The 14980-nt window shown below is 45.5% G+C and carries 14 protein-coding genes; 7 read left to right on the top strand and 7 right to left on the bottom strand.

The features are described 5' to 3' along the window. The first annotated feature begins 14 nt into the window (after positions 1 to 14). From glgD to thrB, 5 genes are all read left to right on the top strand, one after another. On the top strand, positions 15 to 1142 hold the full coding sequence (gene glgD / locus RUMAL_RS01265) for a glucose-1-phosphate adenylyltransferase subunit GlgD (RefSeq protein ID WP_013496999.1): 1128 nt from the start codon (positions 15 to 17) through the stop codon (positions 1140 to 1142). A 111-nt stretch (positions 1143 to 1253) separates the two neighbouring features. After that, positions 1254 to 1772, top strand: a complete 519-nt coding sequence (locus RUMAL_RS01260; RefSeq protein ID WP_013496998.1) for a hypothetical protein — start codon at positions 1254 to 1256, stop codon at positions 1770 to 1772. Between the two features lie 66 nt (positions 1773 to 1838). Next, positions 1839 to 3248, top strand: a complete 1410-nt coding sequence (locus tag RUMAL_RS01255; protein WP_013496997.1) for a glycogen synthase — start codon at positions 1839 to 1841, stop codon at positions 3246 to 3248. A 193-nt stretch (positions 3249 to 3441) separates the two neighbouring features. Beyond that, positions 3442 to 4059 carry a TIGR04100 family radical SAM protein gene (locus RUMAL_RS01250; RefSeq protein WP_013496996.1) on the top strand — a complete coding sequence of 206 codons (618 nt, stop codon included), beginning with the start codon at positions 3442 to 3444 and terminating at the stop codon, positions 4057 to 4059. 30 nt (positions 4060 to 4089) lie between these two features. Then, positions 4090 to 4980: a homoserine kinase gene (gene thrB / locus RUMAL_RS01245; RefSeq protein WP_013496995.1), complete on the top strand. Its 891-nt coding sequence runs from the start codon at positions 4090 to 4092 to the stop codon at positions 4978 to 4980. Positions 4981 to 5135: 155 nt separating this feature from the next. On the opposite strand, the gene RUMAL_RS01240 is transcribed toward thrB, so the two are convergent. From RUMAL_RS01240 to rpsT, 4 genes are all read right to left on the bottom strand, one after another. Next, positions 5136 to 7058, bottom strand: coding sequence for an ABC transporter ATP-binding protein (locus RUMAL_RS01240; RefSeq protein WP_013496994.1), 1923 nt, complete (start codon positions 7056 to 7058; stop codon positions 5136 to 5138). Next, positions 7059 to 8840, bottom strand: coding sequence for an ABC transporter ATP-binding protein (locus RUMAL_RS01235; RefSeq protein ID WP_013496993.1), 1782 nt, complete (start codon positions 8838 to 8840; stop codon positions 7059 to 7061). Then, entirely contained in the window at positions 8837 to 9292 is a 456-nt protein-coding gene (locus tag RUMAL_RS01230) for a MarR family winged helix-turn-helix transcriptional regulator (protein WP_013496992.1), read from the bottom strand. Before RUMAL_RS01230 ends, RUMAL_RS01235 begins: the two co-directional genes overlap by 4 nt. A 222-nt stretch (positions 9293 to 9514) precedes the next feature. After that, positions 9515 to 9766 (bottom strand): 30S ribosomal protein S20, encoded by a 252-nt coding sequence (rpsT, locus tag RUMAL_RS01225; protein ID WP_013496991.1) that lies wholly within the window; start codon positions 9764 to 9766, stop codon positions 9515 to 9517. 222 nt (positions 9767 to 9988) lie between these two features. Here rpsT and gpr point away from each other — a divergent pair, with 222 nt between their 5' ends. After that, on the top strand, positions 9989 to 10858 hold the full coding sequence (gpr, locus tag RUMAL_RS01220; RefSeq protein ID WP_013496990.1) for a GPR endopeptidase: 870 nt from the start codon (positions 9989 to 9991) through the stop codon (positions 10856 to 10858). A 56-nt stretch (positions 10859 to 10914) separates the two neighbouring features. On the opposite strand, the gene RUMAL_RS01215 is transcribed toward gpr, so the two are convergent. Next, entirely contained in the window at positions 10915 to 11364 is a 450-nt protein-coding gene (locus RUMAL_RS01215; protein ID WP_013496989.1) for an Hsp20/alpha crystallin family protein, read from the bottom strand. A 527-nt stretch (positions 11365 to 11891) separates the two neighbouring features. On the opposite strand from RUMAL_RS01215, the gene RUMAL_RS01210 reads away from it, so the two are divergent. Continuing rightward, the gene (locus tag RUMAL_RS01210; protein WP_013496988.1) at positions 11892 to 12980 is read left to right on the top strand and encodes a GGDEF domain-containing protein; all 1089 of its coding nucleotides are present in this window, start codon (positions 11892 to 11894) and stop codon (positions 12978 to 12980) included. Positions 12981 to 13026: 46 nt separating this feature from the next. Here RUMAL_RS01210 and alr read toward each other — a convergent pair whose 3' ends face one another. Together alr and mscL are read right to left on the bottom strand one after the other, a co-directional pair. Beyond that, positions 13027 to 14148, bottom strand: a complete 1122-nt coding sequence (gene alr, locus RUMAL_RS01205; RefSeq protein WP_013496987.1) for an alanine racemase — start codon at positions 14146 to 14148, stop codon at positions 13027 to 13029. Positions 14149 to 14252: 104 nt separating this feature from the next. After that, entirely contained in the window at positions 14253 to 14744 is a 492-nt protein-coding gene (gene mscL / locus RUMAL_RS01200) for a large conductance mechanosensitive channel protein MscL (RefSeq protein WP_013496986.1), read from the bottom strand. Between the last annotated feature and the right edge of the window lie 236 nt (positions 14745 to 14980).

The following is a 14980-nucleotide window of genomic DNA, read 5'->3' as shown; positions in this document are numbered from 1 at the left end:
GGAGACCGGGTAAAATGGAAATAAATATGGGTAATGTACTGGGTCTTGTTTTCGCAAATATGCACGACACGACTCTTGGCGACATGACAAAGAACAGGACTATGGGTTCTGTAATGTTCGGCGGAAGATACCGCCTGATAGATTTCCCTCTCTCAAACATGGTAAACAGCGGCATCTCTGAGGTAGGTGTTATTACAAAGAGCAACTATCAGTCGCTGATGGATCACCTGGGAAGTGCAAGAGAATGGGATCTTGCAAGAAAGAAAGGCGGACTTTATATCCTGCCTCCTTTCGGAAACGTTGAAAGTACTCTTTACAGAGGCAGGATAGAGGCTATATACGGCGCTATGAACTTTATCACTCATTCCTCCGCAAAGTATGTTGTACTGACCGACTGCGATGTTATAACCAATATCGACTACAAACCGATAGTTGCAAAGCATATCGAGACAGGTGCCGATATAACCGTAGTGTCACACACCGGCCCCTATACCTCAGAAGACCTGAAGACCGCCACCGTCCTGAACACAAATGACGAAGGTCAGGTCACCAGCGTGCTTATTCAGCCCGAACTCAGCGGCACCTGCACCTGCAGCCTGAATATGTTCGTAATGAGCATGGAATTCATAGTTGATATGATAAGGGACTCCATAGCAAGGGGCAAAGTTTCGTTCGAGAAAGATATCCTTCAGGAAAGATGCAATGAGCTGAAAATAATGGCTTATGAATACAAGTACTATTTCAGCAAGCTCAATTCCACCGATACATACTTCAAGGCTAATATGGATATCCTCGATCCCGAGAACGCAAGAAAGCTCTTCGTTCCCAAGAGATCCATATATACAAAGGTCAGCGACAACGCACCTGCTAAGTACGATCTTGACAGCATCGTAAAGAACTCTCTTGTAGCAGACGGCTGCATAATCGAGGGCGAAGTTGAGAACTGCGTGCTGTTCAGGGGTGTAAAGATCGGAAAGGGCACAAAGGTCAAGAACTGCATCCTCGGACAGGGTACTGTTGTAGGCGACGGCGCACAGATGAACTACGTCATTACCGATAAGGACGTTACCGTTGCTCCCAAGCACGTTCTGACAAGCACCGCGGATTACCAGATGTACGTATCCAAGGGCGCTACCGTATAATAAAAACTCGCCGCACGGCGCCGTCGGTCGGTGCCGTGCGTTTTCGATAATAAAACATGGTCTGTGGGAGAAACCGCACCTGTTTCACGGCATAAATACTAACTTTTACAAATGAGCGAAAATACGGAACTGAAGAATTATTCAAACGATCAGCTATATGATATTATTGAAAGAACTGAAGATCACGTAAAAATGGGCGAAGCATTCAAAGAACTTATTAAACGATCATCTGATGATGAGCTTGTTGAGATCATAGATGATATGGTATATATCGATGAAGTTCCTTATGCATTAAATGAACTCATGAAGCGGTCATCTTCAAAAGCTTTTGATACAGGCATGGATATCCTTATAAATGATAAAGGTGACCATTTTCTTCAGGCTTGTGTATGGAACACTTGCTATGACTTTGATGATAACAAAACGGTCACGCTGATGAACCAAAGGAAAACAACAATGGAATACAGCCTGATAGAAACCATACTTTTAAGTATGTATAACTATCAGACAAATTCCTTTCCCACTGCTTTCCAAAAGCTTATCGTTGATTCATATAATAATATGCCCGAAGAAAAGAAAGCTGAATTTTCAGATATGTTTGATGATTTTTCAAAGAAATATCAATTGTAACGGCTGCCCAGGCAGACCCCACCAACTATGACCGACCTATCACTTACGCAAAAGGAGGGTGATACTATGAATATACTCTATACAGCCAGCGAGGGACTTCCCTATTCCGCATCGGGAGGACTCGCAGATGTTGCAGGCTCCCTGCCCGCCGCACTCAACGCACTCGGACAGGACTGCCGCGTTGTACTGCCCCTTTACGGCAGTATCCGTCAGGAACTCAGAGACAGACTGAATTACGTTACAAACTTCACCGTGCCCGTAGCATGGCGCAACCAGTACTGCGGAGTTTTCACAGGTGTTGAAAACGGCGTTACCTACTATCTGCTCGATAACGAATACTACTTCGCCAGAAACGGTATGTACGGCTTCTACGATGATGCAGAAAGATATATATTCTTCTCCCGCGCAGTTCTTGAGCTGATTAAATTCATCGACTTCAAACCCGATGTGATAAATGCCAATGACTGGCAGACCGCACTCGTGCCCGTTTACTATGATATCTTCTACCGCTATCAGCCGGGATATGAGGATATCAAGACAGTATTTACCATACACAATATCCAGTATCAGGGTCAGTACGGTCTTGAACTTATAAACGACCTCATGGGCATACCCCTCTATCATACAGATATGCTGAGCTATGACGGCGACGTGAATTTCATGAAAGCCGCAATAGAGGTCAGTGACAGGGTCACCACAGTATCACCAAGCTATGCATGGGAGATACTCGACCCCTGGTATTCCCACTCTCTCGACAGAGAACTTGTCCACCACCAGTATAAACTCAGCGGTATTTTAAACGGCATATCCCAGACGATATACGACCCCGCCACCGACAAGAATCTGGCAAAAAATTACAGTCTTAACGACAGGCTCGGCAAACTTGTCTGTAAAAAAGCACTGTGCGACGAACTCGGCATAGCTACGGGCAAGGAACCCATCATCGGCATAGTTACAAGATTCGTTTCACACAAGGGTCTTGACCTTATAAAGTATGTTTTTGAAGATATGATACGCCTGGGCTATAAATTTGCAATACTGGGTTCAGGCGAAAAGATATACGAGGACTTCTTCACCGAGATGCATTACCGTTATCCCGACAGAGTAGGTCTGCGTTTAGGCTTTGTACCCGAACTTTCAAGACGCATCTATGCAGGTGCAGATATGTTCCTCATGCCGTCCCAGAGCGAGCCCTGCGGTCTTGCCCAGATGATAGCACTGAGATACGGCACTATCCCCATAGTCCGCGAAACAGGCGGTCTGCGTGATACCATACGCGATGCAGGCGGAGAAAACGGCAACGGCTTCACTTTCAAGAGTTACAACGCCCAGGATATGCTGAACGCAACTGTACGTGCAAGAGCGTACTATGACGACAAGATGCGATGGGGACGACTGGTATCCACCGCATTCAAGCAGGATTTCAGCTGGGAACGCTCCGCAAAGGAATATATTCGCCTTTACGAAGATATCTGAATATTCAACAGCGGATAGTATCGTGCTATCCGCTGTTTTATCATTACATCACTTCTTCACTCTGTTCCATGTCAAAAGATCTCCTAAGTGAAAAATTGTATTACGTTTATTAAAGCATTTGTATAAAATTATTCTTTTATTTTTGCAAGCAGTATGTTATAATATTATCAAATGATCTTTCGGAGGGATAAATATGAAAAAAACAGCTATGACCATATCTTATGAACTTTGGGAAAAGCTTTATCTGAATATCACAAACAAATGCCCCTGCGCCTGTACATTCTGCCTCAGGCAGAACGATGACGGCGCATACGGCTCAGACCCACTGTGGCTTGAACATCAGCCGAGCCTTGATGAGGTCATCGAAAATCTCAAGACCCGCGATCTCTCATCCTACAAGGAAATAATATTCTGCGGTTACGGCGAGCCCACAAGCGAACTTGATATACTTCTCGGCACCGCAAAGTATATACGTTCTGTCTGTGATACCCCCATACGCCTTAACACTAACGGTCTTGCTGACCTTATACACGAAAGGAACATCGAGCAGGATCTCAAAGGTCTTATAGATACCGTTTCTATCAGCCTTAACGCATCCGACAGCGAAGCTTATATGGCGATCACCCGTCCTAAGTGGAAAGATAAGGATTGCTTTGCCGCTCTGCTTTCATTTGCAGAAAATGTAAAGCAGTATGTCCCGAATGTAATACTCACCGTAGTTGATGTTATAGGTGAAGAGGAAATAGCAAAGTCACAGGCAGTGGCTGACAGTATCGGAGTCAAGCTGAGAGTCCGTCCGCTTGAATCCTGATCAATGACCCTTTGGAAATGAGGAAGTAAAATGATAAATATTAAAATACCTGCCACCTCGGCAAATCTCGGCGCGGGCTTCGATGCGCTGGGACTTGCGCTCAACTACTACAACTATGTCGAAATGGAAGAAAGCGACATTATCGACATAGCATCATCAGACGGTATTGACGTTCCCTGTGATGAAAAAAATCTGATATACGTTTCCGCAAAGGATCTGTATGCAGTATGCGGCAAAAAGCTGACAGGTCTGAAGCTGCGTCAGACCAACAATATACCCATGGCAAGGGGTCTGGGTTCATCCTCAGCCTGCATAATCGCAGGACTTGTAGGCGCAAACAGGATGCTCGGTGATCCCCTGACAAAGGACGATCTTGTTGATCTTGCCGCACAGATAGAGGGTCACCCCGATAACACTGCACCTGCACTTTTAGGCGGTATAGTTACGGCTGTATTCGATGGCAGAAAGGTGCACTGGGTCAAGCAGGAAGTATACACCAAACTGAAATTCGTGGCGATGATACCTGATTTTGAGTTAAAGACGGAAGAAGCACGCGCCTGCCTGCCCAAGCAGGTATCCCACAAGGATGCAGTATACAATCTGTCAAGAGCGGCTCTGTTTTCAGCATCTCTCCTGACAGGCAAGTTTGAAAACCTGCGTACTGCGGTACACGATAAACTTCATCAGCCATACCGTATGGAGCTTATCCCCGGCTGCAGAGAAGTCTTCGATATAGCCTATACCCACGGCGCGTATGCAAGCTACATAAGCGGCGCAGGTCCTACTGTCATGTCAATAGTCGATGTTGATAACAAGTTCTTCGCAGGCAAAATGAGGTTTTCACTTGATAACGCAGGGCTTGGCGGCTGGCAGGTCAAGGAACTTGCCATTGATAACGAAGGTACAGTTTTCAATCCATAACAGCCGCGCTTAATATAGAACAAATGTTCCACGTGGAACATTTGTATTCTGCGGCACCCGCCTGTACTGTGTACAATGATCTACATACAAACAAAGAGCGTATGCATTCACATTTTTGCATACGCTCCGTTTTTCAGCTTATTTATGACCCTTTATCAGTTTTCTGCAAAGCTGCCCGTATATAGCTGGAAGTACTTGCCTTTCTTTTCAAGCAGTTCATCATGTGTACCGCGCTCGATTATCCTGCCCTGTTCAAGTACCATTATGCAGTCTGAATTCTTTACTGTTGAAAGTCTGTGTGCTATAACGAAAGTCGTTCTGCCGCTCATAAGAGCATCCATACCTGCCTGAACCAGCTTTTCTGTGCGGGTATCAATGGAGGAAGTCGCTTCATCGAGTATCAGCACAGGCGGGTCTCCGACTGCCGCTCTCGCTATTGCAAGAAGCTGTCTCTGTCCCTGGCTGAGGTTTCCGCCGTCGCCTTTCAGTACAGTATCATAGCCGTGTTCAAGCTTTTCAATAAAGCCCGAAGCATTCGCAAGCTTAGCCGCCGCGATACATTCCTCATCGGTAGCATCAAGGTTTCCGTAGCGGATATTATCCATTACCGTACCCGTGAACAGGTGTGTATCCTGCAAAACTATGCCGAGAGTCTTTCTCAGTGCCGGCTTTTTGATCTTGGTGATATTTATGCCGTCATACCTTATCTTGCCGTCCTGTATATCGTAGAAACGGTTTATCAGATTGGTGATAGTGGTCTTGCCTGCACCTGTTGAACCTACAAAGGCTATCTTCTGACCGGGTTTAGCGAACAGCTGAACATCGTGAAGAACTATCTTGTCATCGTTGTAGCCGAAATCCACTCCGTCGAATACTATCTCACCCTTCATCTGGGTGTAGGTAACAGTGCCGTCCTCCTTGTGGGGGTGTTTCCAAGCCCATGTGCCTGTACGTTCTGCACATTCTTTCAGTTCGCCATCATTATCGAATTTTGCATTTACGAATTCAACATAGCCCTCGTCGGTCTCGGGAGTCTGATCCAGCAGATCCATAACTCTGCCTGCACCTGCGGAAGCCATTATAACAAAGGTCATCTGCTGGCTTATCTGGGTGATAGGCATGGTGAAGTTACGGTTCAGCGTAAGGAAAGCAACAAGTCTGCCAAGGGTTATACTGCCTACATTATTTATCAGCAGTATCGCACCGAAGACTGCACACAGCACATAGCTGATATTTCCGATGTTGCCGTTTATTGGCATCAGTATGTTCGCAAACTTGTTTGCGTTGTTGGCACTGTCGCGCAGTTTGTCATTAAGCTCCCTGAAATCTGCCTGCGCATTTTCCTCATGGCAGAACACCTTGACAACCTTCTGACCGTCCAGCATCTCTTCGATGAAGCCGTTTACCTCACCCAGATCCTTCTGCTGTGCCGCAAAATACTTACCTGAATTACCCGATATCTTCGCTGTCACGAACATCATAACAGCCGCCATGAATATCGAGAGCAGTGAAAGGGGTATGTTTCTGGTGAACATGGATATAAGCGTTACCACCAGTGTCACGGTGGAGTTTATGAGCTGAGGTATGCTCTGTGCGATGAACTGTCTGAGGGTATCAACATCGTTGGTGTATACCGACATTATATCACCGTGTGCGTGGGTGTCAAAATACTTTATCGGCAGACTTTCCATGTTATCGAACAGCGCATTCCTGAAATTGCGCAAAGTACCCTGACCTACGTTTACCATGATACGGTTATAGGCATAAGCCGAGGTGAGTCCCAGTACATATATCACCGCAAGCCTTACCAGCGCCATAGCCAGCGGCTTATAGTCAGCGACAAACGCATCGCCGAGCTCCTTCTTTTCTTCGAGCATAGGCACAACATAGTCATCAACGAGGGATTGTATGAACACCATGCCCACAAGGGTCGTAACAGCCTGTATGATGATGCAGACAACCACTATACCGAAATGCATCTTATAGTCCTTGAACATAAATTTAAGCACACGCCCAAGCACTTTGAAAGTGTCCTTGCTCATTTGCGGACGTGGTGCTGTTCTATCAGGTCTTGGCATTTATACTCCCTCCTTTCTTACGCTTACTGCTTTTCCGTCGGCATTCTCGGGACGGTCAAAGTCTCCTCCGCCGCCTGCCTGAGAGTTATATATATCAGCGTAGGTCTCGCTGGTTTTCAGCAGTTCTTCGTGAGTACCGATGCCTGTTATCCTGCCTTCTTCTATAACGAGTATCCTGTCAGCCTTTTCAACACTGGATATACGCTGTGCGATTATTATCTTTGTAGTGCCCGGTATCCTCTCTGCAAATGCCTGCTTTATCTTCGCATCGGTAGCGGTATCCACCGCACTGGTGGAATCATCAAGGATAAGCACCTTGGGGCTCTTCATCAGCGCTCTTGCTATACAGAGTCTCTGCTTCTGTCCGCCAGATACGTTAGCGCCGCCGCGCTCGATATGTGAATTATACTTATCAGGCATACGCTCGATGAATTCATCTGCACAAGCCGACTTGCAGGCTTCTATACATTCCTCTTCGGTGGCTTTCTCGTTGCCCCAGCGCAGGTTATCGATGATAGTACCCGAGAACAGCACGTTCTTCTGCAATACCACAGATACATTGTTTCTGAGGAACTCCATATCGTAATCTCTTACATCTACTCCGCCGACCTTAACTGACCCCGATGTAACATCGTAAAGTCTGCTTATAAGGTTGACAAGAGAGGTCTTGCCTGAACCTGTAGGTCCTATTATACCGATAGTTTCACCCGATTTAATATGCAGGTCTATATCGTGGAGCACGTCCTTGTTCTCGCCCTTGAAGTATGCAAAATCAACGTGCTCAAAGTCGATGGAACCGTCCTTCATTTCCTTTATTGTGTCAGCCTTGTCGGAGAGATCGGGTTCTTCGTCAAGCACCTCGCTGATACGCTTGATGCTGGCAGTGGACATTGATATCATAACAAATATGAACGAAAGCATCATCAGCGAGATGAACGCGCTGAAAATGTAGGAGAACAGGCTGGTCAGTTCACCTGTGGTGAGTGTGCCGCCCACTATCATGTGTGCACCCAGCCAGCTTATAGCGATGATAGCCGTATAGCTGACAAACATCATTACAGGGTTGTTCAGTGCCACAATGCTCTCTGCCTTGACGAACATATTGTAAAGGTTGCCCGATGCTTTGCGGAACTTCCGCTTTTCGTAGTCCTCACGCACATACGCCTTTACAACTCTTATAGCCGATACATTTTCCTGTACGCTGGAATTGAGCTCATCGTATTTCTGAAAAGCCGCGCTGAATGTCTTCATAGCAAACCTTACCACCAGACCCAGCGCCACAGCCAATATCAGCAGTGCCACAAGGAACATACCGCTCATTCGCGGGCTTACCACGAAACTCATCACCATACTGCTTATCAGCATAAAAGGTGCACGAACTGCTATGCGTATGCACATCTGGAAAGCGTTCTGTATATTGGTGACATCAGTAGTCATTCGCGTTACCAGACCTGCAGTTGAAAACTTGTCGATGTTGCCAAAAGAGAATGTCTGTATCTTACGGTATATCTCCTCTCGCAGGTTGCAGGCAAAACCTGTAGATGCCCTCGCACCGTGTACGCCCGACATGATGCCCGAAAACAGGCTGACCATTGCCGCACCCGCCATAAGTCCGCCGTAGAGCCACACTGCTTTCATATCGTTTTTTTCAATTCCCTTGTCGATTATCATCGCCATTATGTATGGCAGCAGTACCTCCATAACGACTTCCAGCATCGCATAAATAGGCGTGAGGATAGTATCCTTTTTATACTGCTTTATCTGAGCTAGGATCTTCTTCATTTATCCTGACCCTCCTTTTCAGCGTCTTTTAAATTTTCTGCCATCCGCGACAGCAATTTATTCAGAGTTTCAAGTTCATCTTCCTCAAATCCCTTGAAAGCTTTGTCTTCAATACTGCTCATGCAGTTTTCTATCTCGGCTTTGTGCATAGCAGCCTTTTCGGTGGCTATCAGACCTCGCCTGCGTTCATCGGTGTCGCAGCCCTCCAGCGTCAGGTATCCTTTTGCCCTGAGCTTTTTCACAAGTCCCGATACCGTTGCCCCTGAAATATGCATCTCCCGCTGTATATCCGACGGATAAACAGGAGGCTCATGACACATTATAAACATCAGCACATGGCTCTGCGCCGCAGTTATATCGTTGTGGGCAAGCTCAGAATTTATTATACATCCTATCTTCTGATGAACATACTTGGAAGCTATGATAACTTCTTTCTGTATTTCTTTTCTCACAAATTATTCGCCCCCTTATAATTAGCTTACTAACTATCAGTCTGCTATTTAATTATAATGCTTTTTTATCATTATTTATACAGCTATTTTATGAACAAACTATTTTCATGCAAAACGCGCATAACTAAACCGATAGTCCCTTCCATATTCAGAAAAACGCGCATGGCACAAAAAGACCCGACACCTTTAAGGTATCGGGTCATATCCGTTATAATAACGATCTTAGCCGAGCTTCTTAGCAAGCTGAGACTTCTTTCTTGCAGCGTTATTCTTGTGCAGAATACCCTTTGTGCAAGCCATATCGACCTTCTTGATAGCGGTTCTAACTACCTGCTCCTTATCAGCAGCATTGTTAGCAACAGCAGCATCAGCCTTCTTCAGAGCAGTCTTAAGATCGGACTTGATAGCCTTGTTTCTCAGGGTCTTCTTCTCGATGACCTTAACTCTCTTCTTTGCAGACTTAATGTTAGGCATTATGGACACCTCCCTCAATGAATAAAATCTCGCTTATCAGGATAAGCTATCCGCAGACTGAGAGGAAATGCGGATAACAGATTTGGCAAGCTTACTAAAATAGTGTAACACATTTTTGCTCCAATTGCAAGGGGTTTTCAAAAAAAATTCCGCAAAATTTCGGAACTTTATTTGTACATATTGTTTAAAATACAATATAATTCCGGGAAAGAAGGTATGTAAATGAAAGACCCGCGAACCGATCTTGCTGTGGAAGCCGCCAGGAAGCTCTCCCTCAGCCGTGACCTCGAAGGCGTAAGCCGCAGGATAGATATACTGTCTGACTCACAGCTTGAGATCGCAGATATCACCATTGAGAGTTCCTCTGCAGCTCTTGAGCTGTGCCGTCCCAAGGGGCGGTATATCACCCTTAAAGCTCTTGACGGTACCTTTGATGACTTCTGTACCTGCCGCGATGCACGTATACGAACAATTGCCGAGACTCTGCGAAGACTTGCAGACGGATGCGAGCGCATACTTGTGGCAGGGCTTGGCAACCGACAGCTTACCGCCGATGCACTTGGTCCTCTGACGGTGGATAAGATATTCGCTACAAGACACATCAAACATCTGGCACACGAAACAGAAACAGACGAGCTGACGGAAGTATCAGCTATCGAAACAGGTGTGCTGGGTCAAACGGGCATAGAATCCACCGAGCATATCAAAGCCCTGTGTGAAGCAGTTCAGCCCGACCTTGTCATAGCTGTTGATGCCCTTGCCTGCTGGGATCTGGAGCATCTCGGGCGGACGATACAGATATGTGATACAGGCATATCCCCGGGAAGCGGTGTTGAAAACTCCCGAAAAGAGCTTTCCCGTGCGACCCTCGGCGTCACCTGCGTTGCTATAGGCGTACCCATGGTAGTTGACCTCACATCAGCCGCCGAGATGATATTCGGTGCCGCCGCACCCGAGGGATGCGACCGCATGACCGTCACTCCGGGAAGCATCGACAAACTTGCGGCTTCTGCCGCCGCATATATATCCGAAGGTATAAATCTCGCTTTCCAGAAAAGTCTGACAGCCGAAGAACTCAGAAGCCTTATATAGATATTCCCTTACAATAAAAAGACACTTCTGCCGTTTCAGCAGAAGTGTCTGATATATTATTCAATGGCTATCCGCTTTGTTTCGGGCAAAGCCTTCTGCGGCTCTTTCTTTGGTATCTGCAGACTCAATACACCGTTATCGAACTTCGCCTTGATATCCTCCTCGGTGATATCCTTGCCTACATAGTAGCTTCTCTGCATAGCGCCTGCATAGCGTTCCTGCCTTATCAGCTTGCCCTTTGGAGTAGTTTCGTCCTTATCGAGCCCCTTTGATGCCCTGATAGAGAGATAACCCGAACTGAGTTCGATCTCTATCTCATCCTTTTTGAAGCCCGGCAGATCTATATCCACCTCGAAGTGGTCATCATGTTCACTGACATCCGTCTTCATTACTCTGTCAGCGTGCTTGCCGTAAAGCTTGCGGTCAATATCCCCGAAGTCATCAAACCTCGGAAAACCCATCATATCATCGAACATATCATTTCCAAAAATACTAGGCAGTAACATAGGTCAGTCCTCCTTTTCATCATACAAACATATTATGACCTTTTGCCGAATGTTTATACCATGAGCAACGGGACGGATAGTTCAGACCTCCGCGGCGGTCTGTTCTGTTCCTTTGTTCTGATTATATTATAGCACAAATTTTAGCACTGTCAAGTGGAGAGTGCTAATTTTCACATATTTTTCAATTTTATACGCATAAACTTCACAATCAGGAAAATAATGGGATATTATTCGGTCATCACAGCCGCCGATCACAACGCACAGATATCTATATGCTTATTTCACTAAAAAAAGTATATAAATTTGTGCATATATAGTCTTGAAAATAGTTTCTTAATAATTTATAATTAATGTATAAATAATTATAGCTATCCCTTATGCACATAACCCGGCATCACATTATAACTAAGTACATATCAACTATTGTTACAGCCTGTCAGATAGCTGTTTAGCGTGGTGTATCAAATGGATGAGCATAAAAATGATAGAGACTTACTGATACAGAAATACGAAAGGGGGCGCATATATTGAAAAAAAGAAAAAAGTCCGGTTTTAATATAATGCGTTTCGATGATCTTAACGAACGCACTGTGTATTCCATAGGCGGTATATCACTGTTGGTATCACATATCGCTTATCTGTGCATTTTCTCGATACTGGGTGTAAAGCCCATGATTTATTACAATATATTCAGTGTCACATTTTACTTTTCAATGCTGGTGCTGCTTTACAAGCGCCCTTACAGAAAGCGGCTGGTACTGATATCGCTGGTCGAAGTAATGGTACACTCCTGCCTTGGGTGCTTTTCCATGGGCTGGGATATGGGTTTCGGTACGATGCTGCTGTTTCTCATACCGATACCCTTCTATCTTCCTCTGCGGCGGATGATAACGCCTTACCTTTTCTCACTTGTACCCTTCGCGCTGTATGTTGCTATAGCGGCATATATACGTTCAGGCGGCGGATCAGGTAATATCTACACCTTCAATGACCGTGTTATAAACAATATCGTTTATTTCATGAACATATCCTTTGCGGCGCTGATACTGCTTTATGTATCATCAATATATATGTTCAGCCGTGAACTTATGCAGTTCAAACTGGTGACTAAGAATGAGAGCCTTATAAAGCTGGCTACCATTGATCCGCTGACACAGCTTTTCAACCGCCGCGCCATGAACGAATACCTGAAGCTGATACAGCATAACAGCATTCGTTCCGACAAGGGCTATGTTGTCTGTATCGGTGATCTGGATGATCTCAAAAAGATCAACGATAAACACGGCCATTTCACAGGCGATGAAGTACTCAGGCAGACCGCCGATGTTATAGCTCGCACAGTTCCTGCCGAGGGTTACGCCGCCAGATGGGGCGGTGAAGAATTCCTGTTTATAGTACCGAATGCCGATGTTTCCAGCGGTACAGAACTTGCTGATAAGATACGCGAAGATATCTATAAAAAGAGCTTCAGATCAGACAACGGGAATTTCCGCGTGACCATGACCATAGGCGTATGCCGCGGCGAACCCGGTGACGATATAGAAAAGATCATTTCTCACGCTGACAAGCTTATGCATCAGGGTAAAAACTCAGGCAAAAACAAAACCGTAAAATAAAATGAGCCATAGGGGATATGGTCATCCTCTATGGCTTGGTTTTTTATCATGAGTTTACAGGTACACGGGGCACACGCGAGGTTATATCGCAGGTGATCTCATATCCTATAGTGCCTGTCAGTGCAGCTATAACATCTGCATTTATCTCAGCATTCATCAGTATAACTTCATCGCCGGGTGCCGCATCCGGTATGTCGGTAACATCGCACATAAACTGATCCATGCATACTCTGCCGCAGATACGGCATTTTTTTCCGCGGATAATGACCTCGCCCTTGTTTGAGAGCGCCCTCGGATAACCGTCGGCATATCCCGCAGTGACAGTCGCAAGCTTCATCCTCCTGTCGCTTACAAAAGTTCTGCCGTAGCTGACTGCTGTACCCTCATCGATCCACTTCACCTGAGAAACGACAGCTTTGAGGGTCATAACAGGCTTGGGCACAAAAGGCAGGGACTTGGCAGGGTCGGGGTAAAGACCGTAAAGTATTATGCCAAGACGTGCCAGCGTGCTTTCGTCACCATACCCGTATGCTCCGCCTGCTGAATTCTTTATGTGGGCGTGTTTAAGTCTGATACCTTTTTCTTTCAGAAGATCCCTTACACGGAAAAATCTTTCAGACTGCATCTGTGTATACTTTTCATCAGCATCATCAATACCGTCGGCAGATGAGAAGTGCGTGAATATGCCTTCAAGGGAGATATTCGGCAAAGCCGATACCTTCGCAAGTTCATCAGCCTGTTCTTCAGCGGTCCCATGAACGCCTATACGAGTCATACCGGTATCTACGGCGCCATGCAGTCGCACAGTACCGTTTGCATTCGCACTGAGTTCCTGAGCATAGCACAGTTCGGTACAAGCCTGTATAATATCGTATTTAACAAGCTCAGCCGCGCATTCGGGCGGAGTATAACCAAGTATGAGTATATCCCCGTTTATACCAATTTCACGAAGCCTTATACCCTCGAGTATATTTGATACCGCAAAATACCTTACACCGTGTACCTGCTGCAGCCGCGGTACGATCAACTCATCACTGTGCCCGTAGCAGGAGGCTTTTACTACACACATAAGCTCGGTATCCTGCGGCAGCAGCTTTTTATATTCACAAACATTGTAATCAACAGCTGAAAGGTCGATCTCCGCCCAGCAGCGTCTTAAAAAATTCATGTACAAGACTTCCTTTATAGATTGATATTATGATTATACTCCCTTAATGAAATTTTGTCAACAAAAAAGCTGTCCCGAAGGACAGCTTCCGAAAACATTTGCTATTACTTTGCAGCTTCGTTATCAGCCTTAGCAGCTTCGATCTTTGCCAGTGCCTCGGGAGTAGCGCCTGCTGTCAGCAGATCACGGATCTCGGTGAGGAGCTTTTCTTCAGCAGAAGGCTCAGCAACAGCTTCCTCTTCTTCCTCTTTCTTCTTAGCAAGAGCCGCAGCCTTTGAAACTGCGCCATTTATAGCTTTGAGAAGCAGGAAAAGAACAAGTGCGATGATAAGGAAATTGAGTATCGCGGAAATGAATGCGCCGTAATCAAAGGATACACCGCGGATCTTGAAAGAACCGCCGACAATCTGAGGATTGCCTTCCTCATCATACTTCACACCGCCTGTGATAACAGCGATAAGGGGGTTGATAAAGCAGCTGGTGAGTGCAGTAACGATAGCGCTGAAAGCGCCACCGATGATAACACCGATCGCCATATCCATAACGTTGCCCTTGAGTGCGAATGCCTTGAATTCTGTCATAAACTTCTTAAACATACTTCTGCACGACCTTTCGGAAATTTTTATCTGATATTATAATAGCACATCAAAGTCATGAAGTCAAGTCAAAAAAAGGTAAAAAATCTTATTTTTTCAAATATTTTTGCGGAATATAGCATAGCAGCACCAAAATTAATGTTCTCTTTAAAATAGTATGCATATTTCGGTTTTGAAACTGTTTTGTAAACGTTTTATGAAACCACTTGCATTTTCTGAAAAGCTGTGCTATAATA

The sequence above is a fragment of the Ruminococcus albus 7 = DSM 20455 genome, assembly GCF_000179635.2.
GTDB classification, from domain to species: Bacteria; Bacillota; Clostridia; order Oscillospirales; family Ruminococcaceae; genus Hominimerdicola; species Hominimerdicola alba.
The sequence above is the reverse complement of the archived record's forward strand: the minus strand, read 5'-3'. Positions and strand labels throughout refer to the sequence as shown.